This window comes from Roseovarius sp. M141 (assembly GCF_024355225.1).
Taxonomy (GTDB): Bacteria; Pseudomonadota; Alphaproteobacteria; order Rhodobacterales; family Rhodobacteraceae; genus Roseovarius.
In genome coordinates this window covers 2,267,023-2,288,145 of record NZ_VCNH01000008.1, presented here as the reverse complement: position 1 = coordinate 2,288,145, position 21,123 = coordinate 2,267,023, and the positions used below count along the sequence as shown (strand labels likewise).

At 62.2% G+C, this 21,123-nt stretch carries 21 protein-coding genes; 12 read left to right on the top strand and 9 right to left on the bottom strand.

Going from position 1 to position 21,123, the window contains the following annotated elements:
- Positions 1-51 precede the first annotated feature (51 nt).
- A complete protein-coding gene (gene tsf / locus FGD77_RS15100) occupies positions 52-924 on the bottom strand; it encodes a translation elongation factor Ts (protein ID WP_255010979.1) in 873 nt (290 codons plus the stop codon).
- A gap of 76 nt (positions 925-1,000) precedes the next feature.
- Entirely contained in the window at positions 1,001-1,882 is an 882-nt protein-coding gene (rpsB, locus tag FGD77_RS15095) for a 30S ribosomal protein S2 (RefSeq protein ID WP_255010978.1), read from the bottom strand.
- A gap of 215 nt (positions 1,883-2,097) precedes the next feature.
- Between rpsB and FGD77_RS15090 the strand changes: the two genes are divergently transcribed.
- Positions 2,098-3,021 (top strand): pseudouridine-5'-phosphate glycosidase, encoded by a 924-nt coding sequence (locus FGD77_RS15090; RefSeq protein ID WP_255010977.1) that lies wholly within the window; start codon positions 2,098-2,100, stop codon positions 3,019-3,021.
- An 86-nt stretch (positions 3,022-3,107) separates the two neighbouring features.
- Positions 3,108-3,818, top strand: coding sequence for a DUF502 domain-containing protein (locus FGD77_RS15085; protein ID WP_255010976.1), 711 nt, complete (start codon positions 3,108-3,110; stop codon positions 3,816-3,818).
- 10 nt (positions 3,819-3,828) lie between these two features.
- On the opposite strand, the gene FGD77_RS15080 is transcribed toward FGD77_RS15085, so the two are convergent.
- Positions 3,829-4,842, bottom strand: a complete 1,014-nt coding sequence (locus FGD77_RS15080; protein ID WP_255010975.1) for a patatin-like phospholipase family protein — start codon at positions 4,840-4,842, stop codon at positions 3,829-3,831.
- Between the two features lie 508 nt (positions 4,843-5,350).
- Between FGD77_RS15080 and FGD77_RS15075 the strand changes: the two genes are divergently transcribed.
- The 6 genes from FGD77_RS15075 (at position 5,351) to FGD77_RS22475 (ending at position 10,374) form a co-directional block, all read left to right on the top strand.
- Positions 5,351-7,129, top strand: a complete 1,779-nt coding sequence (locus tag FGD77_RS15075) for an extracellular solute-binding protein (RefSeq protein WP_255014249.1) — start codon at positions 5,351-5,353, stop codon at positions 7,127-7,129.
- A 22-nt stretch (positions 7,130-7,151) separates the two neighbouring features.
- Positions 7,152-7,265 (top strand): entericidin EcnA/B family protein, encoded by a 114-nt coding sequence (locus FGD77_RS15070; RefSeq protein WP_255010974.1) that lies wholly within the window; start codon positions 7,152-7,154, stop codon positions 7,263-7,265.
- Positions 7,266-7,388: 123 nt separating this feature from the next.
- Positions 7,389-8,027 (top strand): DsbA family oxidoreductase, encoded by a 639-nt coding sequence (locus FGD77_RS15065; protein WP_255010973.1) that lies wholly within the window; start codon positions 7,389-7,391, stop codon positions 8,025-8,027.
- 97 nt (positions 8,028-8,124) lie between these two features.
- Positions 8,125-9,339: an NADP-dependent isocitrate dehydrogenase gene (locus tag FGD77_RS15060; RefSeq protein ID WP_255010972.1), complete on the top strand. Its 1,215-nt coding sequence runs from the start codon at positions 8,125-8,127 to the stop codon at positions 9,337-9,339.
- Between the two features lie 206 nt (positions 9,340-9,545).
- A complete protein-coding gene (locus tag FGD77_RS15055; RefSeq protein ID WP_255010971.1) occupies positions 9,546-9,848 on the top strand; it encodes an SH3 domain-containing protein in 303 nt (100 codons plus the stop codon).
- 304 nt (positions 9,849-10,152) lie between these two features.
- On the top strand, positions 10,153-10,374 hold the full coding sequence (locus FGD77_RS22475; RefSeq protein ID WP_369682765.1) for a sulfotransferase domain-containing protein: 222 nt from the start codon (positions 10,153-10,155) through the stop codon (positions 10,372-10,374).
- 298 nt (positions 10,375-10,672) lie between these two features.
- Here the strand turns inward: FGD77_RS22475 and FGD77_RS15050 are convergent, their stop codons facing one another.
- The 6 genes from FGD77_RS15050 to FGD77_RS15025 all read right to left on the bottom strand — a co-directional run bounded on the left by FGD77_RS15050 (position 10,673) and on the right by FGD77_RS15025 (position 15,486).
- Positions 10,673-11,515 (bottom strand): ATP-binding protein, encoded by an 843-nt coding sequence (locus tag FGD77_RS15050; protein WP_255010970.1) that lies wholly within the window; start codon positions 11,513-11,515, stop codon positions 10,673-10,675.
- Positions 11,512-12,417 (bottom strand): twin-arginine translocase subunit TatC, encoded by a 906-nt coding sequence (tatC, locus tag FGD77_RS15045; RefSeq protein ID WP_255010969.1) that lies wholly within the window; start codon positions 12,415-12,417, stop codon positions 11,512-11,514. Before tatC ends, FGD77_RS15050 begins: the two co-directional genes overlap by 4 nt.
- Complete coding sequence (tatB, locus tag FGD77_RS15040) at positions 12,414-13,076, bottom strand: Sec-independent protein translocase protein TatB (RefSeq protein ID WP_255010968.1); 663 nt, start codon at positions 13,074-13,076, stop codon at positions 12,414-12,416. Before tatB ends, tatC begins: the two co-directional genes overlap by 4 nt.
- A 7-nt stretch (positions 13,077-13,083) precedes the next feature.
- Positions 13,084-13,335 (bottom strand): twin-arginine translocase TatA/TatE family subunit, encoded by a 252-nt coding sequence (locus FGD77_RS15035; RefSeq protein ID WP_255010967.1) that lies wholly within the window; start codon positions 13,333-13,335, stop codon positions 13,084-13,086.
- 178 nt (positions 13,336-13,513) lie between these two features.
- Positions 13,514-14,599: an ABC transporter ATP-binding protein gene (locus tag FGD77_RS15030; protein ID WP_255010966.1), complete on the bottom strand. Its 1,086-nt coding sequence runs from the start codon at positions 14,597-14,599 to the stop codon at positions 13,514-13,516.
- Positions 14,600-14,706: 107 nt separating this feature from the next.
- The gene (locus FGD77_RS15025; protein WP_255010965.1) at positions 14,707-15,486 is read right to left on the bottom strand and encodes an SDR family oxidoreductase; all 780 of its coding nucleotides are present in this window, start codon (positions 15,484-15,486) and stop codon (positions 14,707-14,709) included.
- Positions 15,487-15,702: 216 nt separating this feature from the next.
- Between FGD77_RS15025 and FGD77_RS15020 the strand changes: the two genes are divergently transcribed.
- From FGD77_RS15020 to FGD77_RS15005, 4 genes are all read left to right on the top strand, one after another.
- Positions 15,703-16,707, top strand: a complete 1,005-nt coding sequence (locus FGD77_RS15020) for a Hint domain-containing protein (RefSeq protein WP_255010964.1) — start codon at positions 15,703-15,705, stop codon at positions 16,705-16,707.
- Positions 16,708-16,829: 122 nt separating this feature from the next.
- Positions 16,830-18,437, top strand: coding sequence for a peptide chain release factor 3 (locus FGD77_RS15015; RefSeq protein ID WP_255010963.1), 1,608 nt, complete (start codon positions 16,830-16,832; stop codon positions 18,435-18,437).
- 525 nt (positions 18,438-18,962) lie between these two features.
- A complete protein-coding gene (locus FGD77_RS15010; RefSeq protein ID WP_255010962.1) occupies positions 18,963-19,664 on the top strand; it encodes a sugar transferase in 702 nt (233 codons plus the stop codon).
- Between the two features lie 253 nt (positions 19,665-19,917).
- Positions 19,918-21,123, top strand: coding sequence for a glycosyltransferase (locus tag FGD77_RS15005; protein WP_255010961.1), 1,206 nt, complete (start codon positions 19,918-19,920; stop codon positions 21,121-21,123).

Sequence of the window (21,123 nt, the reverse complement as noted above, 5' to 3'; positions counted from 1 at the left end):
GAAAAAGAGCGGACCAGAAGGCCCGCTCTTTGAATTCTTCGCAAGGCAGAATTAGCCCTTGGCGGCCTTGGCGACCTCGGCGGCGAAGTCTTCCTTCTCCACCTCGATGCCTTCGCCCACTTCCAGACGCACGTAGCCGGTGATCTCGGCGCCGGCCTCTTTGGCGGCGGCCTCGACCGTCAGGTCCGGGTTCATCACGAAGGCCTGACCCATCAGCGTGGCTTCCGCCATGAATTTCTTCATGCGGCCCTCGATCATCTTTTCGATGACCTGCTCGGGCTTGCCGCTTTCGCGGGCGATGTCCATCTGAACCTGCTTTTCCTTTTCGACGACGGCGCTGTCCAGTTCGGCCTCGTTCAGGGCGGTCGGGTTCGTCGCGGCGATGTGCATGGCGATCTGGCGACCGAACGCCTCGTCCCCGGTCAGCGCGACCAGCACGCCGATCTTGCCCATGCCATCGGTGGCGGCGTTGTGAACATAAGACACGACCGTGTCACCCTCGACCGATGCCATGCGGCGCAGGCTCATATTCTCGCCGATGGTTGCGACCTTGGCGGTGATCGTCTCTTCGACGGTCTTGCCGCCCATGTCCGCCGACTTCAGCGCCTCAAGGTCAGCGACCTTGACAGCCTCGTCCGCGACAGATGCGACCATGGCCTGAAAATCGGCATTCTTGGCAACAAAGTCTGTTTCCGAGTTGATCTCGACAGCGACGCCACGACCACCCTCGACCTTGACGGCAACAAGGCCCTCGGCAGCCGTGCGGCCCGATTTCTTGGCCGCCTTGGCCAGCCCCTTGGTGCGCAGCCAGTCGACTGCCGCTTCCATGTCGCCATCCGTTTCGGTCAACGCCTTTTTCGCGTCCATCATGCCTGCGCCCGTCGTGTCGCGCAGTTCCTTTACCATTGCAGCTGTGATCGCCATTTGGCTCTCCTAATATTGTCGGTATCGCCCGGCGATCACGTCGCTGGGCGTGTGTAAGATGCGACCCGTATTGGGATCAGCTGTTCTGACCGGCCTTGGCGGCCATGTCCGAGACTTCTTCGCTCGACTTGATGTCCAGCGGCGCATCTTTGGTTGCCTTGTCGTCATGCACGGCTTCGTGCGAGATGTTGCCGGTCTCGACGCCGGTCGATGCGACCTCCTCGACGGGGGCCTCTTCCATCGCGCCAATATCGATGCCTGCCGCGCCCATCTGGGCTGTCATGCCATCCAGCGCTGCGCGGCTGACCAGATCGCAATACAGCGAAATGGCGCGGGCCGCGTCGTCGTTGCCGGGAATGATGTAATCAATCCCGTCGGGCGAGCAGTTGGTGTCGACGATGGCGACGACCGGGATACCCAGCTTGTTCGCCTCGGCGATCGCCAGCGCTTCTTTCTTGACATCGATGACGAACAGCAGATCGGGAACGCCGCCCATTTCGCGGATGCCGCCCAAGGAAGCCTGCAGCTTGCCCTGGTCACGCTCCATGCCCAGACGCTCTTTCTTGGTCAGGCCTTCGGCGCCCGATTCCAGCGCCTCGTCGATTTCCTTCAGGCGGTGGATCGATTTCGACACGGTCTGCCAGTTGGTCAGCGTGCCGCCCAGCCAGCGGTGGTTCATGTAATACTGCGCGCATTTCTCGGCGGCTTCGGCGATGGGCGCTGCGGCCTGACGCTTGGTGCCGACGAACAGCACGCGACCGTTCTTGGCAACTGTTTCGCGCACGACGTTCAGCGCGGCGTCCAGCATCGGGACGGTCTGCGTCAGGTCCATGATGTGGATGCCGTTGCGCGCGCCATAGATGAACTCGCCCATGCGGGGGTTCCAGCGCTGCGTCTGGTGGCCAAAGTGAACGCCAGCTTCCAGCAACTGACGCAAAGTGAACTCGGGAAGAGCCATTTGGTATTCCTTTTCCGGTTTTCGCCTCGGCACGGGATGAGAGGCGTTTTGCCTCAACCGGTGGACTGCCGGGGATGTCTCCCCCGGACGGCCCGCCCGTGCCTGCGGATTTCTAGTGCTTGCGCCTATAGACCTTGCAGCCCCTGTGCGCAAGGGGGCCTTGCGCCGCGCGCGGCCTCCCGTCACCATCGCGCAAAACGAAGGGAGCGCCGCGCATGAGCGACATGATCTGGTCCGCCGAGACCGCTACAGCGAAGGCCGAAGGCGCGCCGCTGGTCGCGCTGGAAAGCACCATCATCACCCACGGCATGCCCTACCCCGAAAACCTGCACACCGCCAGCGCGGTCGAGGATGAAGTGCGCCGCGCCGGCGCCATTCCCGCCACCATCGCCGTTCTGGACGGGCGGCTGCATATCGGGCTGGAGAGCGCGCAGCTGGAGCGGCTCGCCGCCCTGCCCGCCCCGATGAAGCTCAGCCGCGCGGATCTGGCCGTGGCAATGGCAACGGGCGCCAGTGGCGGCACGACCGTCGCCGCCACCATGATCGCCGCCGCGCGCGCGGGTATTGATGTGTTCGCGACCGGCGGCATCGGCGGCGTTCATTTGGGGGCCGAGCATAGCTGGGACATATCCGCCGATCTGCACCAGCTGGCACAAAGCCGCGTGACGGTGGTCTGCGCCGGGCCCAAGGCCATTCTGGACCTGCCCAAGACACTGGAAGTGCTGGAGACACTGGGCGTTCCGGTCATCGCCTACGGGCAGGACGCGCTGCCGGCCTTCTGGTCCCCCGCCTCGCCCTTTGCGGCGCCGCTGCGCATGGACGACGCGCGCGCCATCGCTGCGGCCCACACGGCGCGCGCCGCATTGGACCTGCCGGGCGGTCAGTTGATCTGCAACCCGGTGCCCGCTGCGGACGCAATCCCCTACGCAGACCTCGCGCCCCTCATCACCGCCGCGGCAGCCAAGGCGCATGCGGCAGGCATCGCGGCCAAGAACGTCACCCCCTACCTGCTGAACCACCTGAACGCGGCGACCGAAGGGCGCACACTGACCGCCAACATCGCGCTGATCCGGGCGAACGCGCGGCTGGCCGCCGCCATTGCGCAAGCCTTGCAAATGCAGCCCCGGCCCCGCACATAAAAGCCACATGCAGCGCAGGCACCATTGCCGCCGACGGGCATAGCCCCTACACATTGCCGCAGCACGATCCGGGATCAACCACAGACATGAGCACACTTTTCGAAGAAGACCCCACCCCGCCGCAGCGGACCGGCATCTTCGCGCGGCTGCGTGCCCGGTTCCTGACCGGACTTGTCGTTATCCTGCCGGTTGCGCTGACCGTCTGGCTGATCTGGACAATGATCGGCTGGGTCGACGGGGTGGTGCTGCCGCTGATCCCCTATGATCTGACTCCGGCGCATTTTCTCGGCATCAATCTGCGCGGCGTCGGCGTGGTGGTATTTCTCATCTTTACCATTCTGATCGGCTCGATCGCCAAGGGTCTGATCGGCCGCACGCTGATCCGCTTTGGTGAAAATCTGGTCAACCGGATGCCGGTCGTCCGCTCGATCTATTCGGGGGTCAAGCAGATCGCCGAGACGATCTTTGCCCAGACCGAGCGCAGCTTTGAGACTGCCTGCCTGATCCAGTACCCGCGCAAGGGGATCTGGGCCATCGGCTTTATCTCGACCATGGCCAAGGGCGAAATCGCCAGCCGCACCGAAACGGGCGGCGCGCTGGTCAGTGTGTTCCTGCCCACCACGCCGAACCCGACATCGGGGTTCCTGTTGTTCCTGCCCAAGGAAGACGTGATCGAGCTGGACATGACGGTCGAAGACGCCGCCAAACTGGTGATTTCGGCCGGGCTGGTCTACCCCAATCAGGTCAAACCCGAGGATATGCCGGCCAAGCTCGCAAACCCCACCAAGCAAGTCTGACGCAAACGCATCAGCCGAACATCTCGGACAGATCGGTGCTTCCGCGCACGCCCAGATCGTCCCAATGTGCGGCCAGAAAACGATCTGCCGCAATGCGCCCCGCCTCTTTCAGACGACTCAGCAGATAGGGGTTCGGCACCATCTTGGTCATGACCGACAGCTCGGCCATCAGCCGGTCATCTGCGATCATGTGCACATGCAGCCGTTTCATAGCGCCCTCGGGCACGGTGCCGGCATCCAGAAGCCGCTGCACGAACCCGATCGCGCGCAGTTCGCGCAGCAGAGACGAGTTAAAACTGATCTCATTGATCCGGTTCTCGATCTCCTGCGCAGTGCATGGCAGATCCGGGCGCTCCAGCGGGTTGATATTGACGATTACGATATCACTAGGCAAATCCGCCTTGAACAGCGGAAACAGCGCCGGATTACCGGTATAGCCACCGTCCCAGTATGCCTCACCGTCGATCTCGATCGCCTGAAACAGCGTCGGCAGGCAGGCCGACGCCAACAGCGCGTCAGCGCCGATCTCGTCCCCCTGAAAGATGCGGATCTTGCCGTTGCGCACATTCGTTGCGCCCACGCTCAGGAGCGGGGCTTTGTCCGCGCAAATCTTGTCATAGGCAAACCGCTCGACGACGCGGCGCAGCGGATTGCTGTAGAACGGCCCGTAGGCGTAGGGCGACAAGGTTTGCGACACCGCGTCGACAAACGTCATCGGCATCGCGTACTCCATGGCCGCGCTCACGGCGCCGGGCACAGATGCAGCCATCCACGCGGGCATGCGCAGATCATGCACCGCACCCATCTGCGCCCAGAGCCAGTCCAGATTCTCGCGCGCGCCCTCCCGGCCACCTGATACCCAACCCGCCTTTAGCGCCGCGCCGTTCAGCGCGCCTGCGGATGTGCCGGAAATCGCGGCCACTTCCAACGCGTCCTCCTCCAGCAGGCGGTCCAGTACACCCCAAGTAAACGCGCCATGCGCGCCGCCGCCCTGTAGCGCCAGATTGATTCGTTTGATATCCATGCCTGCCCCTTCGGCTTTTTCTTGGAGAAATACCCAAATTCAGACCGCCCAGGCCACGCTCCGCCAGACCCTTGGGCGATCCACAGCCGAAACCGGTATTTGTCAGCCGGGCGGTTATTGCATCGCAGCATATATTGCTGCATGTGCAAATGTCACGCGACCCGCGCCCGAGCGGCACATTTTAAACCCCAAGCCATCCGGCCAAAAAAAAACGCCAGCGCGAAGCTGGCGTTAAGTTATTGAGGCAGGTTTCATACAGGCAAGAAACCTATCGAGCAGTGACTCTCTTATAGACAATCCCGCGCGCCCGTCCAAGCTAAAAGTTTGAAAAGGCATGAATCCCTCTCTACCCTCGCGACCAGTGACGCAACGCCAATCAGGAATTCTCCCAATGACGAGATCAGTCAATTTCCAGCGCCATGGGCGTATTATCGCCGCTTTGGCCTATGTTTTGCTTGGAATTGGGGTATTTCAGCCCGCTGCGGCCCAGCCTGTTCACGGTATCGCGATGTACGGCGCCCCGGCCCTGCCGCCCGGCTATACTGCCCTGCCCTATGCCAACCCCGAGGCGTCGCAGGGCGGGCGCGTAACCACCGGCAATGTCGGCGGCTATGATTCGCTCAACCCATTCGCGCCCAAGGGCACCCCGCCTTGGCAACTGCGTAGCTTTGCCTACGAATCGCTTCTGGGCCGGTCCTGGGACGAGCCTTTCACGCTCTATGGTCTTCTGGCCGAAACCGTCGAGACGGATGAGAACCGCACATGGGTGGAATTCACGCTGAACCCCAAGGCCGCGTTCTCGGACGGCAGCCCGGTCACCGCCGAGGATGTGATCTGGTCGTTCGAGGCTTTGGGCACACGCGGCCATCTGCGCTACCGCGATTTCTGGACCCGCATCGCGCGGATCGAACAGACCGGCCCCGGCAAGGTGCGGCTGGATTTCAAGACCGATGATGGCCCCCCTGACCGCGATCTGGCCCTGCTGGCAGGCCTGCGTCCGATCCTAAAAAAATCCCAGTGGGAGAACCGTGTGTTTGAGGACGGCGCGATCGACGACATTCCCATCGGCACCGCGCCCTATGTCGTGGACAGCTACCAGCTTGATCGCCGCGTGACCCTGCGCCGCAACCCGGACTACTGGGGCAACGATCTGCCCTTCCGGCGCGGCACGAATAACTTCGACGAGATCCGCATCGATTTCTACGGCGATGACGCCGTGATGAAAGAGGCGTTCAAGGCCGGCGAGATCAGCTATATCCGTGAATTCAACGCCGAGCGGTGGGAGGAGCTTGCCAGCCTGCCCGCAGTCAAACGCGGCGATATCATCCGCAGCGAAATCCCCAATGGACAGCCGTCGGGCATCTCGGGCTTCGTGATGAACACCCGGCACGCCCCCTTGGACGACTGGCGCGTGCGCGAGGCGCTGATTGCCGCGTTCAATTTCGAATACATCAACGACACGTTGACCGGCGGGCGCCAGCCGCGCATCACGTCCTATTACTCCAATTCCGAACTGGGCATGCGCCCCGGCCCCGCGCAGGGCGCCGTGCAGGCCCTGCTGGCGCCCTATGCAGACACCCTTCTGCCCGGCACGCTGGAGGGCTACACCCTGCCCGCCTCTGACGGTTCCAAACGCAACCGCGCCAATATCCGCGCGGCGGCGGATCTGCTGGCCGATGCTGGCTGGACCGTGCAGGACGGCGTTCTGAAGAACGCCGAAGGCCAGCCGCTGGTGCTGACGGTCCTTCTGCAACAGGACGCGCTGGTGCAGCAGGCAACCGCGATGATGGATATCTACGCCCGCGCGCTGGAGCGGCTGGGTATCACGCTACAGGTTCAAAGCGTGGACAAGGCGCAATACACCGTGCGCGAGGCGAATTACGATTTCGACCTGACCTTCATGCGCCGCTCGCTGTCGCTGTCGCCGGGAAACGAGCAGTATTTCTACTGGGGCGCCAAGGGCGCCGACCAGCCCGGCAGCCGCAACCTGATGGGCATGAACAGCCCCGCCGCCGAGGGTATGATTCACGCCATGCTGGCCGCCAAGACGCATGAGGATTTTGTTTCCGCCGTGCGCGCGCTGGACCGGGTGCTGATATCGGGCCGCTACGTCATCCCGATTCATCAGTATTCAGTGGGCCGTATTGCCCATGATGCCCGCCTGACGTATCCTGTGGATAACTTGCCGCTCTATGGCGACGGCGTAGGGTTCCTGCCCGAAGTCTGGTGGATGGCCAATGACGACCTGCCGAGAACCGGGGAAACCGGCGCGGCGCCCAAGCAGTGACAAAGATTGACAGGACCACGCAATGAAAAAACTGATCATTCTCGCGGCGCTGACCGCATTGACAGGCTGCGCCACGGTCGACGGCGTGGGTCAGGACATCTCGGGCGCCGCGCGCGGCGTTCAGAGCCTGTTCTGACGTCGCATCCAGCCGCCGGCTGCCGGGATGATGCCCCGCTGCGGGGCGGCTGTCATGTGCCTTGCAATGGCGGTGGGCAGGCCCTACCACCGCGGGCAACCTCGCCCCATTGAAAGGCCCGACATGGTCAAGCTCGACATCATCTCCGATCCGATCTGCCCGTGGTGCTATATTGGCAAATCACTGCTGGACCGCGCGCTGGAACAGCGCCCGGATCATCCCTTTGTCATCGAATGGCACCCCTTTCAGCTGAACCCGGACATGCCCCGCGAGGGAATGGACCGGCGCACCTATCTGGAGACCAAGTTCGGTGACAAGGAGGCCGCCGTCGCGGCCTACGCGCCCGTCGTGCAAAAGGCCGAAGCCGCAGGTCTCAGCATCAATTTCGAGGCGATGCAGCGCACCCCTAACACGCTGAACGCGCACCGCCTGATCCACTGGGCCGGCATCGAGGGCAAACAGAACGCCGCCGCGATGGCGCTGTTTTCCGCGTATTTCACCGGGGGCCGTGACATTGGCGACGCCGAAGTGCTGGCTGATATCGCGGACAGCCTTGGCATGGATGCCGCCGTCGTGGCCAAACTGCTGGCCAGCGACGCCGACACGGATGACATTCGTGCCCGCGACACACAATTCCGCGAGATGGGCATCACGTCAGTTCCGACCTTTATCGTCGCGGCCCAGCACGCCGTGCCCGGCGCGCAGGATAGTGATCTGTGGCTGCGCGTCATGGATGAGATTGTTGAAAATCAGGTTGACTGACATCCAGTATACTTCGGCATACAGACTTCTTCCAATCCCTGCGGAATTGCGCTAAAGAGCCAGCAATCACCGACCCTGACACACGAAAGGCGCCCATATGTCCAAGATCAAGGTAGAAAACCCCATCGTCGAACTAGACGGCGACGAGATGACCCGCATCATCTGGGATTTCATCAAGAAAAAACTGATCCTGCCCTATCTCGACGTCGATTTGAAATACTACGATCTGGGTATCATGGCCCGCGACGAGACGGACGACCAGATCACCGTCGATGCCGCCCACGCGATCCAGAAATACGGCGTCGGCGTCAAATGCGCCACCATCACGCCCGATGAGGGCCGGGTCGAGGAATTCGGTCTGAAAAAGATGTGGCGCAGCCCCAACGGCACCATCCGCAACATTCTGGGCGGCGTCGTCTTCCGCGAGCCGATCATCTGCTCGAACGTGCCGCGGCTTGTCCCCGGCTGGACCCAGCCCATCGTCATCGGCCGTCACGCCTACGGCGATCAGTATCGCGCCACCGACATGAAGTTCCCCGGCCCCGGCACGCTGTCGATGAAGTTCGTGGGCGAAGATGGCACCGTCATGGAAGAGGAAGTGTTCAAGGCCCCCTCCTCGGGCGTCTATATGGGCATGTACAACCTGGACGACAGCATCCGCGATTTCGCCCGCGCCTCCTTCAACTATGGGCTCAAGCGCAACTACCCAGTGTATTTGTCGACCAAGAACACCATCTTGAAAAACTACGATGGTCAGTTCATGATCATCTTTCAGGAAATCTTTGACGCCGAGTTCAAGGACAAATTCGACGCTGCCGGCATCACCTACGAGCACCGCCTGATCGACGACATGGTCGCCTCGGCGATGAAATGGTCGGGCGGCTATGTCTGGGCCTGCAAGAACTATGACGGCGACGTGCAGTCCGACACCGTCGCGCAGGGCTTTGGAAGCTTGGGCCTGATGACCTCGCAGCTGATGACGCCCGACGGCCAGATCGTCGAGGCCGAGGCGGCCCACGGCACGGTGACGCGCCACTACCGCCAGCACCAGAAGGGCGAGGAGACATCGACCAACTCGATCGCGTCGATCTACGCCTGGACCGGCGGGCTGAAGCATCGCGGCAAACTGGACGGGAACGAGGCGCTGACCAACTTTGCCGAGACCTTGGAAAAGGTGGTCGTCGATACGGTCGAATCCGGCCACATGACCAAGGATCTGGCGCTGCTGGTCGGCCCCGATCAGAAATGGCTGACGACGATGGGTTTCCTTGAGAAGGTCGACGAAAACCTGAACAAGGCACTGAACGGCTGATAGCTTTTGGCCCATAACAACGGGGGCGGATCAAACGGTCCGCCCTTTTTTGACCGTTTGGACTGTCAAACAGTCACGCTGAAATCGCCGCAGATTACTGCGTAGAGTGTCACGCCGCCGACGGTCTGCATTTGCGCCCCCAATAGGTTGCCTGCAAAGCCTGCAATGGCCTACAAAGCGGCCGAGGCAGAAAACAGGAGGAAACAATGCGCAGAGCCATCTTTGCCGCACTTGCAGCGGTTGCGCTGGGAGTCATTGCCGGTGCTGAACCAGCCGACGCCGGCCCGACTGGATATTACGAGGTTACTGGCGTCGAGGGTGACGACATGCTGAAAATGCGCGCAGGGCCCGGTGTCGGCTTCCAAGTCATTGTCGGACTCCCGAACGGCACCGTCTTGCAAGTCCATAGCTGCGATCGAACCGGTGGCACCCGTTGGTGCAAGGCCTCTTTGAAGCAGGCGCACGGCCTCAAAGGATATGTTTCCTGGGCCTATCTGCGTCAACTCTAAGCCTGCGAAGATCCCCCTAGCGGTTTGACAGGGCTTGCAGGCATCGTCGATGGTGACACTCGCTGCGACCATAATTGCGCGCCGGCGGCAAACAATAGTGCCGCCGGGTGGACAGTTTTCCCGCCCTGACCCGCCGTTCCGGCCCGTTCAGGCCAGTGATCTGAAACTGCTATTCCAGCAGATTTTAGTATCAAATGAATAGGCAGGGACCGAATAGCGAGACATTCCTTGCATCCGCTGTGCGAGAAAGGTTCATTTCAAACGGTAAGGCAACCGCCGCGCTTTGTTTGATCAATCGCCGCAAATGTGCCGGAAACCAATGGATTCCATGATGCGGGTTTGGTTGCCGCAGAGAGAAACAGAAAAAGTACTACTCAGTTACTATGAGGATCTCGTGCGCAATCCGTCTGGCGAGGTTCGAAAGGTCTGTGATCATATCGAGATCAAGCGTGACGCTAGACGTCAACCCGACCCTCACTGTCTGCGGCGATTATCAAAGAGTATTGCGCAACCCATAAACGGGTAGTTCATATGGTCGATGTCGATCAGAGCAGAATGTCGGCTGTGAAGCGTTTTGACTGCGGGCCATGATTACCGCTGCGAAAGGCACCCTTTCCAGCATAGTTGATTTTGGCGTCCGTGCCAGCCTTTAGAGCCCGATAATGCCGGGTGGAAGGGCATGATCGCAGTGCATTCGGTAAGCGGCCCGGCAGATCGGGCCATCCTTTTGCATACGCAAAGTGTTCGTTCTTCCAATCCGGATCGAAACGTCCGTAAGATGCCACTTCGCGGGCAGGCGCGAGGCCAGTTCATGGCGGTTACGGCTATCCTGGCAGCTTGACCCCATGCCGCCCGGCCAGATCGGTGACGAACTGCCACGCCACCCGCCCCGATCGGCCGCCGCGTGTGGCCTGCCATTCGATCGCTTCGGCGCGCAGATCCTCGCTTGAAATGTCGATGCCGAACGCGTCGCAATAGCCCCGCACCATCGACAGGAACCCGTCCTGATCGCAGGCGTGAAAACCCAGCCACAGCCCGAAGCGGTCGCTGAGCGACACTTTTTCCTCGACCGCCTCGCCGGGGTTGATGGCCGATCCACGCTCGTTCTCGATCATGTCGCGGGGCATCAGGTGGCGGCGGTTCGACGTGGCGTAGAAGATGACGTTTTCAGGCCGCCCTTCGATCCCGCCATCCAGAACCGCCTTGAGCGATTTGTAATGTTGGTCGTCATGGCTGAAGCTGAGATCGTCGCAATACAGGATAACCCGCGCGTCGCTGGCGCGCAGCAGGGACAGTAGCCGCGTGACGCTGGTCAGATCCTCGCGCTGTAGTTCGACGATCTTCAACGGCAGGCCTTCGGCCACCACGGCGGCATGTACCGCCTTGACGAGGCTGGATTTCCCCATACCCCGCGCACCCCAGAGCAGCGCATTGTTGGCAGGCAGGCCCCGCGCGAAATGGCGCGTATTCTCCAGCAGCGTGTCGCGGGCGCGGTCGATACCGATCAGCAGGCCCATTTCAACGCGTGCCACATCCGGCACGGGTTGTAGATGGTCCGGCGCGACATGCCAGACAAAGGCGTCATAGGCTTGCAGATCGGGCGCCGGGCGCGGCGGAGGGCTGACCCGCTCCAGCGCGTCGGCGATCCGCAGGAGCGGATCGGTCATGGGCGCGGCTCCTCGGCTGTCTCGTCGGGCATGTCCTCGGGGTGGGTCTCTTCGCCGGTCATTTCGTCCTCGTCATCGAACCAAAGCCCGTCTGCGCGCAGCTTGGCTTCGCGCTTGCGTTCGACGCGGGCGACCAGCTGAATCGAAATCTCGTACAGGCCATAGACCACGACGAACAGGATTCCTTGGGTAATGACGTCAGGCGGCGTGACCAGCGCGGCCAGCACAAGGATGCCGACGACCGCGTATTTGCGCACCGCGCGCAGGCCCACGGCGCCGACCAGTCCGGCCTTGCCCATCAGGGTCAGAAGCACTGGCAGTTGAAAACACAGGCCGAATGCGACGATAAATTTAACCGTCAGGTTCAGGTATTCCTGCGCCGAGCCCTGAAAGACCACGCTCAGCGGCGCGGCGCCCTGAACCCCGTCGACAACCTCGCCTGCGGTGCCGAACTGCTGGAACCCAAGGAAAAATTCATAGGCCAGTGGCGTGACGATGAAGAACGCAAAGCTGGAGCCGAGCAGGAACATGAAGGGCGAGGCAACCAGAAAGGGCAGGAACGCGCCCTTCTCCGAGCGATAGAGGCCCGGCGCAACAAAGCGCCACATCTGGTTGGCGATGAACGGGAACGCCAGCATGAAACCACCAAGCAGCGACACCTTGATCGCGACAAAGAAGCCCTCCTGCGGGGAGATGAAGATCAAATCGCAATCCTGCCCGCGATCAGCCAATACCGAGCACAGCGGCGCTGTCAGGAAGTTAAAGATCGGCTGCGCCACGGTAAAGCAGATGATCATCCCGCCCAAAAAGTACAGCACGGAGTGGATCAGGCGGGTGCGCAGTTCGGTCAGGTGTTCGATCAGCGGCGCGCTGCTCTCCTCGATGTCGTCGCTCTGGCTCATGCCGTGCCCTCGGAGGGTTTCTTGTCAGTGGGTTTCTTGCCGGCAGCTTTGGGCGTTTTGGGCTTTGCGGGCTTGGTGGCAGAAGCGGGCTTGGCGGGTGTTTTTGGCGGGGCCTTGGGCGTTTTGGTCTTTGCCGCAGGCGCGGTGCCGGTTGCGGCCTTCTTGGCCGAAGCCTTCTTGGCCGGAGCCTTTTTGGCGGCTGACTTTGTCTTACTCGCGGCGGGACTCGGCGCCGTCGCCTTTGAGGTGCTGACCTCGGCCTCGGCCTTCTCGCGGTCCAGTCGCTCCTGCGTGGCTTTGGCGGAGTGGGCGGTGATCTTGTCCTTGGCCTCTTGCCGCTCAGGGCTGAGCTTGTCGGCGGCGGGTTTGGGTTTACCTGCGTCGCGCGTAGCCTGGGTAAAGCTCTTGGTGCTTTTGCGGACCTCATCCATGGCTGATCCGATGGGATTGGTCGCCTTGCGCAGGCTGTCGCTGACCCCGGACACGCCGGCATCGTCGGCGGCGTCGTTCATAGCCTTGGAAAATTCGCGCGCCATGCCCTTCGCCTTGCCCACGAACTGGCCGACAGTGCGAAACATGCCGGGCAGATCCTTGGGGCCGACCACGATCAGCGCAACGATGCCGATCAGCAATAGCTCCGTCCAGCCGAGGTCGAACATGGTGCGCTCAGACCTTGTCGGAGGTCTTGGAGGTCACGTCGTCCTTGGGGGTCACGTCGCGCGTGTCGGCCTCGTGGTCGATATCGGCCTCCTTGCCGGCGGTCTCGATTTCCTTGTTGCCTTCGTCGATGCCCTTCTTGAAGGACGTGATCCCCTTGCCGACCTCGCCCATAAGCGACGAAATCTTGCCGCGCCCGAATAGCACCAACACCACGACAGCGATCAGCAAAAGGCCGGGAAGGCCGATATTGTTGAGCATTTCAGTTCTCCCTAAGTTCGGGGCGCGTTGCCGCTTGCCCCGTCAATGTCAGGCCTGTGTCTAAACCCTGTAGCGGCTGGATAAAAGACCAATCCGAGGATGCAGACGGGATTTGCGCGAAAACTGGCGGGGCACGCGTGGCATAGGGGGGCTTGAGTATTTGCAGAACGTTGAAAAGCTAGGTGCGTGCCGGAAACACGAAACAGCGATCGCGGCGCAACATCAGCCACAATGCATTCCCCGGACTGGGCAAAAACACGTTGGGTACCGTTACCTTGAGAATACTGCCGTCGTGGTCCATGCGAAATTCCACCAGGCTTTCGGACCCCATGAAACGCGCGCGCTGTACAATGCCGCGGGCGGGCGTGCCGTCCTGCGTCGTGGGATTGGGGCCGCGCCCGGCGCGGTCAAAATCGATCTTGATATGCTGGGGGCGGATGACAATATCGACGGCGCTGCCATCGGGCACCCCGGGGGCGAGGAATTGGCCGAAGGGCGTTTCGGTCAGCGCCCCGCGAACTATGCCATGTATCACGTTGATATCGCTGAAGAATGCGACAGCGTCACGGTCCACCGGCGCGTTGTAGACGTTATAGGGCGCACCCTGTTGCACGATCCGGCCACCACGCATCAGCGCGATATCGTCGGCCATTCGCATCGCCTCGTCCGGCTCGTGCGTGACCAGAAGGACAGCCGCATCCTCTTCGCGCAGGATATCGAGGGTTTCGTCGCGAATGCCGTCGCGCAGGCGGTTGTCAAGACCCGAGAACGGTTCGTCCATCAGCATGATGCGCGGGCGTGGCGCCAGCGCGCGGGCCAGCGCGACGCGTTGCTGTTCACCCCCCGACAACTCGTGCGGGTAGGCGTTGATGAAATGGCCGAGGCCCACCCGGTCGAGCAATTCGGCCACGCGGGCTGCCGTATCGGCCTTGGATCCGGTCAGACCGAAGGCAACATTGCCGAAGACGGTCAGATGCGGGAACAGCGCGAAATCCTGAAACATAAGGCCGATATGGCGTTGTTCGGGCGGGACGCGGGCGGTGCCGTCGCAGATCACCTTGCCGTCTACCAGCACTTTGCCGGAATCCTGGGTCTCGACCCCGGCGATCATGCGTAGCGTGGTCGATTTGCCGCAGCCCGACGGACCCAGCAGGCACGTCACCTGCCCCGGCATCACCGCCAGTGATATATCGTCGACGACCAGCCGCCCATCATAGCGGCGGCTGAGGTTTTCGATCTGCAATCTGGGCACCTTTGAGGACATGCAGGGCCTTTTTGGCTATCCGATCAATTATGTCGGGAACTGTCAGGCTGGCAGATAGCAACCCGCCCTGCCGCATGCAAGCGCCGACGGCAGGGGCTGGCGCGCTCTCAGAGTGTCGCCGATACCGATCCGCCATCCAGCAGCAGGTTCTGCCCGACGATAAAGCCCGCGTGTTGCGAGCACAGAAACGCGCATGCGGCGCCGAATTCGTCGGCCGTGCCATAACGCCCGGCGGGAATCGTGGCATAGCGCCTCTCGCGCGCCTCCTGCATGGTGATGCCCTGCGCCTGGGTGACGCCGGTATCCAGTTGCACGGCGCGATCCGTGGCGTGGATGCCGGGCAGCAGATTGTTGATGGTCACGCCCTTGCCCGCCACCTGCCGGGCCGTGCCTGCGACATAGCCGGTCAGCCCGGTGCGCGCCGCATTGGACAGCCCCAGCGCCGGGATCGGCGCCTTGACCGATTGCGACGTGATGTTGACCACGCGACCCCAGCCGCGCGCCATCATGCCGGGCAGCATGGCCTTCATCAGCGCGATCGGCGCCAGCATGTTTGCATCCAGCGCCTTGATGAAATCGTCGCGGCTCCAATCGCTCCAGAGGCCGGGCGGCGGGCCGCCGGCATTGGTGACGAGGATATCCAGATCGCCTGCGGCCTCCAGCACCGCCGCCTGCCCGGCCTCGGTTGTGATATCGGCGACAATTGTGGTGACATCGACGCCGAATTCAGCGCGAATTGTCTCGGCCGCAGCGTCCAGCGCGTCCTGACCGCGCGCATTCATCACCAGATCCACACCTTCGGCCGCCAGTGCGCGGGCACAGCCCAGCCCCAACCCCTTTGACGATGCGCAGACGAGTGCGCGCTTGCCGGTCAGACCCATGTCCATTTACAGTTTCCTTTTTGATGCGATCCGGCGACATTGCCGGAAGTTACCGATGATTTCGCCGACGTTCGACGCGACAGCGCCACAGTCGCGATGTAGCCTCATGGTTAAGTCAGTGGCGCCGCGACCAAAAGCCGAAACTTCCGTTGCTTGCCCGATGTCAGGGGGTAAGTAATACTCATGAGGCCCGCGCCGCCATGTCTGCACAGAAAGAACACGATGACACAGGATTTCGTTCAGGCCCTGCCCGTTCACGTCGCCGCCGACATTACCGTCGTCAGCGGCGCCAATCTGGGCGATGCGATTTCCTTTGCCGATGAACTGGACCTCGACGATGTTTACGAACTGCGCCCGGTCGCCGCTGCGCAGCGGCTGACACTGGCTCCGGGAACGGGGGGCGCGCTGGTGGTTGCGCCCGGCTCGACCCTGGGGCGCGCGGGCCATGCGGTGCATCTGGACGCGACGCTGACCATGATGACCGCCACCGGCACCACAACCGAACTGCTGGTACTGGTCGAGGTCGACGGCGCGAGCGATGTCGAGGCGATCTATGCCCTGCCGCTGTCGCAACTGACGCCGCGCACCGATTACACACTGGTTGGCATCGACCGCAGCAACGCACGCGCCCGGTTTGCCGAGGTTGCCTGCGTGTCCTTTGCACGGGGCACGCATGTCACCATGGCCTCTGGCGCGCAGGTCATGATTGAGGATCTGACCGTCGGGGATATGGTCCTGACGCGCGATGACGGCCCCCGCCCGCTGCGCTGGATCGGCAGCAATACGGTGCGCGCCGTGGGTGATTTTGCACCCGTTCGCATTCGGGCGGGCGCACTGAACAACGAAAACGATCTGACGGTCAGCCCGGAAAGCCGCCTGTTCATCTACCAACGTTCTGACGCGTTGGGGGCCGGGCGGGCCGAGGTGATGGTGCGTGCGCGCCATCTGGTCAACGGCGATGCGATCGCGCAGCAGCATGGGGGCTTTGTCGAATATTTTCAGCTGCTGTTTGACGATCACCAGATCATCTATGCAGAAGGCATCGCAACCGAGACGATGCTGGTCGACCCGCGGACGCGCACGGTCCTGCCTCCCGATCTGATCGAAGCGTTATCGCAACGCCCGCCTGACCACGCCCGGCGCGTGTATATGGATCTTGAGGTGCAGCAGGGACTGGTAACGCGGCCTGACGTCGCCGCAATCCTGCGGCATGCGTCCAAACGTTGATCCGCTTTCATGGCGGCATGGGGGCACTCGCCATTTTTCATTTTCGGTGCGTCCCTTTCACCGAACGCGATCCGGCACCTTGATCTATTGCGCGCGCAGGCGGGCCGCACTATACGCGCCCCATGCTGGACAATGCCCAAAACCGCCCCGACCTGCCGTTCGAGATCGCGCGCCGTCGCACGTTCGCAATCATCTCGCATCCCGATGCGGGCAAGACGACGCTGACCGAAAAATTCCTGCTGTTTGGCGGTGCCATCCAGATGGCCGGCCAGGTCCGCGCCAAGGGCGAGGCGCGGCGCACGCGGTCCGATTTCATGCAGATGGAAAAGGACCGGGGCATTTCCGTGTCAGCCTCGGCGATGTCGTTCGATTTCAAGAAATACCGCTTCAATCTGGTCGATACGCCCGGCCACTCGGACTTCTCCGAGGATACCTATCGCACGCTCACGGCGGTCGATGCGGCCGTCATGGTGATCGATGGTGCCAAGGGGGTGGAATCCCAGACCCAAAAGCTGTTCGAGGTGTGCCGCCTGCGTGACCTGCCGATCCTGACCTTTTGTAACAAGATGGACCGTGAAAGCCGCGACACCTTTGATATCATCGACGAGATTCAGGAAAATCTGGCCATCGACATCACGCCGGCCAGTTGGCCCATCGGCATGGGCCGCGATTTTACGGGCTGCTACGACATGCTGAACGACCGGCTGGAGCTGATGGACCGCGCCGACCGCAACAAGGTGGCGCAGAGCATCGAAATCAACGGTCTGGATGATCCCGCGCTAGACGCGAACCTGCCCGCCGATCTGGTCGCCAAACTGCGCGAAGAGGTCGAAATGGCGCGCGAGCTGTTGCCCGCGCTTGACCCGCAGGCAGTGCTGGAAGGGCATATGAGCCCGATCTGGTTCGGCTCTGCGATCAACTCCTTTGGCGTCAAGGAGCTGATGGAAGGCATCGCCACCTATGGCCCCCAGCCCCAGCCGCAAAAGGCCGAGCCGCGCCAGATCGCGCCCGAGGAGGACAAGGTTTCCGGCTTTGTTTTCAAGGTACAGGCCAACATGGACCCCAAGCATCGCGACCGCGTGGCGTTCCTGCGCATGGCTTCGGGACATTTCCGTCGCGGGATGAAACTGACCCATGTGCGCAGCAAGAAACCGATGACGATAACGAACCCGGTGCTGTTCCTTGCCTCCGACCGCGAACTGGCAGACGAGGCGTGGGCCGGCGACATCATCGGCATCCCCAACCACGGCCAGTTGCGCATCGGCGACACCCTGACCGAGGGCGAGGCGCTGCGCGTGACCGGCATCCCCAGCTTTGCACCCGAACTTCTACAGGTGGCCCGCGCGGGCGATCCGCTGAAATCCAAGCATCTGGAAAAGGCCCTGATGCAATTCGCCGAAGAAGGCGCAGCCAAGGTGTTCAAGCCGGTTTTTGGCTCCGGCTTCATCGTCGGCGTCGTCGGCGCCCTGCAATTCGAGGTGCTCGCGTCGCGGATAGAGCTGGAATACGGCCTGCCCGTCCGGTTTGAGCAATCGCAATTCACCTCGGCCCGCTGGGCACAGGGCGAGCGCACCGCGCTGGATGCGTTCATCAAGGCAAATCAGGCCCATATCGCCCATGATAACGATGGCGACGTCGTCTATCTGACGCGGCTGCAATGGGATATCGACCGCATCGTGCGCGACTTCCCGGATATCCGTCTGACGGCGACCAAGGAAATGATGGTTTGATCGCGCCCGGTTCGCGTCCAGTGTTTGAGATTTCCTAAATATATCAATCGCATCTCGGTTAGTCCCAACAGGGACTATATCTTGCGAATTCTGCTCCGCAAAACTTGCGCTGGTGGGCGCTCTTCGCCTCATCTGAGGCTTTGAAGCATCACCAAACCGGAAACAATTTGTTTCGTTAGAATTATATGAAAATGTAGATCAAAGGTGGTAATTACTGGCAGACCAGCCCCGGCGAACTGATTCAATCCGGGTGGGGCTGATAGCGAGGTGCAGGTCATCCTGTCCGCGCGAAGTGATCCTGAAACGCGGGCAAAGACCCGGCTCAGGGCCATTGGGGGCAGTGTAAATTGTTTGTGTGCGGTCTGTCTGACCGAAATGTGTGAATGAGTGAGGTTTGCAATGCAGCAACTGAGTATCAGTGTCTCCAGCTCCCAAAAGGGGCAGTGCCTGCCGCACGCCTCGATCCCTTCAACCAAAAAAACCCCTTACCGTGGGTCGATCCATCCCAGAGTGAATAGTGCAGCTATGACTCCCCTATCCTCCTATCAGGCCGCGTATCAGACAGCCTTTAATCAGGCCCAGTCCGGCAGTGCCGCGGTCAGTGTCCCGTTCGATGCCGATAATTATCGCGCGTTTGGCAAGCGTCTCCTTGACGTTGCGTTGGTCGTGCTGTTCGCGCCGACGGCGCTGCTGCTGATCGGGCTGTCGGCGCTGCTTCTGTGGTGCGAGGGCGGCTCGCCCTTCTACCGACAGGCGCGCCTTGGCAAGGGTGGCGCGACGTTTTCGATCTTCAAACTGCGCACGATGGTTCGCGATGCCGACCAACTTCTGGAGCGGCATCTGGCCGCCGACCCGGCGCTACGCGCCGAATGGGACCGCACACAGAAGTTGAAGCGCGACCCGCGCATCACCCGCTTTGGCGCGCTGCTGCGCAAAACCTCGCTGGACGAGTTGCCGCAGCTTTGGAACGTGCTGACGGGCGACATGAGCCTGGTCGGTCCGCGCCCGATGCTGCCCGAACAGTTGCCACTCTATGGGGATGCGGTGCATTATTTTGCGTTGCGACCGGGCATCACCGGCTACTGGCAGGTGTCCGCGCGCAACGAGGGCACGTTCCTGTCGCGCGTGGCGCTGGATGCTGATTACGACCACAACCTGTCGCTGGCCGAGGATATTAAAGTGTTGCTGCGCACTGTCGGCGCTGTCGTCAATCGCACGGGGTACTAACGCGATGGCGGGCTTTCAGGCCTGCCTCTCCCTGACAGCTCCAAATAGTCCGCTGCCATAACCCACCATCGCCCGGGGCGCACTATGCAGGATGCGCGCGGTCTGGCGATTGCCGGTAACAGACATCTCTGGCCGTGCCCTGCGGTGCGCAATTGCCACCGGGGGCGCGAAAAACAACGCGCCGCTACGCTAACGCCTTGCCAGCGCCGCGCGCACCGATACCCTGCGCGCCATAGTGACGAAGGGCCGTGCCATGAAGATCGCCTATATCCTCAACACCTATCCGCAGCCTTCTCACAGCTTTATCCGGCGCGAACTGCACAGCCTTGAGCGGCAGGGGTTTCAGATCGAGCGTATGGCGATGCGTGCCGCCGATGTGCCGCTGATCGACGATGGCGATCAGGCCGAGGCGACGCGTACTCATTATGTACTGCGCACCGGCCCGCTGGCCCTGCTGGGCGATCTTGCAGTTCAGGGACTGCGCCGCCCTGCCGGCGTTTTCGCCGCGCTCAAACTGGCATGGCGCTGCGGCGCGCGCAGCGAGGCCGGGCGCCTGCGCCATCTGATTTATCTGGCCGAAGCCGCCCATGTCGCGCGCCGCTGCGCCGCCACCGGCGTGCTGCATGCCCATGCGCATTTCGGCACGAATGCCACCACGGTCGCCATGCTCAGCCACGCTATGGGCGGGCCTCGCTACAGCTTTACCGTTCACGGCCCCGAGGAGTTTGATGCCCCGCGCGCCCTGTCGCTGTCCACCAAGATCGAGCGTTCCGCCTTTGCCGTCGCGATCTCCAGCTTTGGCCGCTCGCAGCTGTGCCGCCTTGTGCCGTATGACATCTGGGACCGCATAAAGATCGCGCATTGCGGGATCGAACCGGCGCGTTTTGCCGCGCCCGCTGCCCTGCCAAATGGTCCGCTGCATCTGGTCGCCATCGGCCGCTTTGTCGAGCAAAAAGGCCAGATGGTGCTGATCCCAGCGTTAAAGGCGGCGCTTGCAGAGGTGCCGGACCTACACCTGACACTGATCGGCGACGGCCCCCTGCGCGGCGCGCTTGAGGCTGGCGTCAAGGCGGCAGGGCTGGAGGATCACGTAACCCTCACCGGCTGGCTGGACGAAGCGGGGGTGCGGGATCGTCTGGCCAGCGCGCACGGTCTGATCATGCCCAGTTTCGCCGAAGGTCTGCCAATGGTGGTGATGGAGGCGATGGCCGCCGCCCGCCCGGTGATCGCGACCTATATCGCCGGCACCCCCGAACTGGTGCAGGACGGCGTCACCGGCTGGCTGGTACCGGCGGGGGATACAGGGGCACTGGCAGATACGATCCGGCAGATGGCCAGCACGCCCCACGAAAGGCTGGTGGAAATGGGCAACGCAGGCCGGACCCGCGTTCTGGCGCGCCACGATGTCGACACCGAGGCCGCCAAGCTGGCCGACCATATCCGCGCCGTGCAGTACTGA

Excerpts from the sequence above, each read along its gene's own strand:
- tsf (WP_255010979.1), bottom strand. The coding sequence starts at position 924 with ATGGCGATCACAGCTGCAATGGTAAAGGAACTGCGCGACACGACGGGC.
- tatC (WP_255010969.1), bottom strand. The coding sequence starts at position 12,417 with ATGAGCCAGAGCGACGACATCGAGGAGAGCAGCGCGCCGCTGATCGAA.
- FGD77_RS15030 (WP_255010966.1), bottom strand. The coding sequence starts at position 14,599 with ATGTCCTCAAAGGTGCCCAGATTGCAGATCGAAAACCTCAGCCGCCGC.
- FGD77_RS15020 (WP_255010964.1), top strand. The coding sequence starts at position 15,703 with ATGACACAGGATTTCGTTCAGGCCCTGCCCGTTCACGTCGCCGCCGAC.
- FGD77_RS15075 (WP_255014249.1), top strand. The coding sequence starts at position 5,351 with ATGTACGGCGCCCCGGCCCTGCCGCCCGGCTATACTGCCCTGCCCTAT.
- FGD77_RS15065 (WP_255010973.1), top strand. The coding sequence starts at position 7,389 with ATGGTCAAGCTCGACATCATCTCCGATCCGATCTGCCCGTGGTGCTAT.
- FGD77_RS15070 (WP_255010974.1), top strand. The coding sequence starts at position 7,152 with ATGAAAAAACTGATCATTCTCGCGGCGCTGACCGCATTGACAGGCTGC.
- FGD77_RS15050 (WP_255010970.1), bottom strand. The coding sequence starts at position 11,515 with ATGACCGATCCGCTCCTGCGGATCGCCGACGCGCTGGAGCGGGTCAGC.
- FGD77_RS15080 (WP_255010975.1), bottom strand. The coding sequence starts at position 4,842 with ATGGATATCAAACGAATCAATCTGGCGCTACAGGGCGGCGGCGCGCAT.
- FGD77_RS22475 (WP_369682765.1), top strand. The coding sequence starts at position 10,153 with ATGTGCCGGAAACCAATGGATTCCATGATGCGGGTTTGGTTGCCGCAG.
- FGD77_RS15060 (WP_255010972.1), top strand. The coding sequence starts at position 8,125 with ATGTCCAAGATCAAGGTAGAAAACCCCATCGTCGAACTAGACGGCGAC.
- FGD77_RS15005 (WP_255010961.1), top strand. The coding sequence starts at position 19,918 with ATGAAGATCGCCTATATCCTCAACACCTATCCGCAGCCTTCTCACAGC.
- FGD77_RS15090 (WP_255010977.1), top strand. The coding sequence starts at position 2,098 with ATGAGCGACATGATCTGGTCCGCCGAGACCGCTACAGCGAAGGCCGAA.
- FGD77_RS15035 (WP_255010967.1), bottom strand. The coding sequence starts at position 13,335 with ATGCTCAACAATATCGGCCTTCCCGGCCTTTTGCTGATCGCTGTCGTG.
- FGD77_RS15025 (WP_255010965.1), bottom strand. The coding sequence starts at position 15,486 with ATGGACATGGGTCTGACCGGCAAGCGCGCACTCGTCTGCGCATCGTCA.
- FGD77_RS15015 (WP_255010963.1), top strand. The coding sequence starts at position 16,830 with ATGCTGGACAATGCCCAAAACCGCCCCGACCTGCCGTTCGAGATCGCG.
- FGD77_RS15055 (WP_255010971.1), top strand. The coding sequence starts at position 9,546 with ATGCGCAGAGCCATCTTTGCCGCACTTGCAGCGGTTGCGCTGGGAGTC.
- rpsB (WP_255010978.1), bottom strand. The coding sequence starts at position 1,882 with ATGGCTCTTCCCGAGTTCACTTTGCGTCAGTTGCTGGAAGCTGGCGTT.
- tatB (WP_255010968.1), bottom strand. The coding sequence starts at position 13,076 with ATGTTCGACCTCGGCTGGACGGAGCTATTGCTGATCGGCATCGTTGCG.
- FGD77_RS15010 (WP_255010962.1), top strand. The coding sequence starts at position 18,963 with ATGACTCCCCTATCCTCCTATCAGGCCGCGTATCAGACAGCCTTTAAT.
- FGD77_RS15085 (WP_255010976.1), top strand. The coding sequence starts at position 3,108 with ATGAGCACACTTTTCGAAGAAGACCCCACCCCGCCGCAGCGGACCGGC.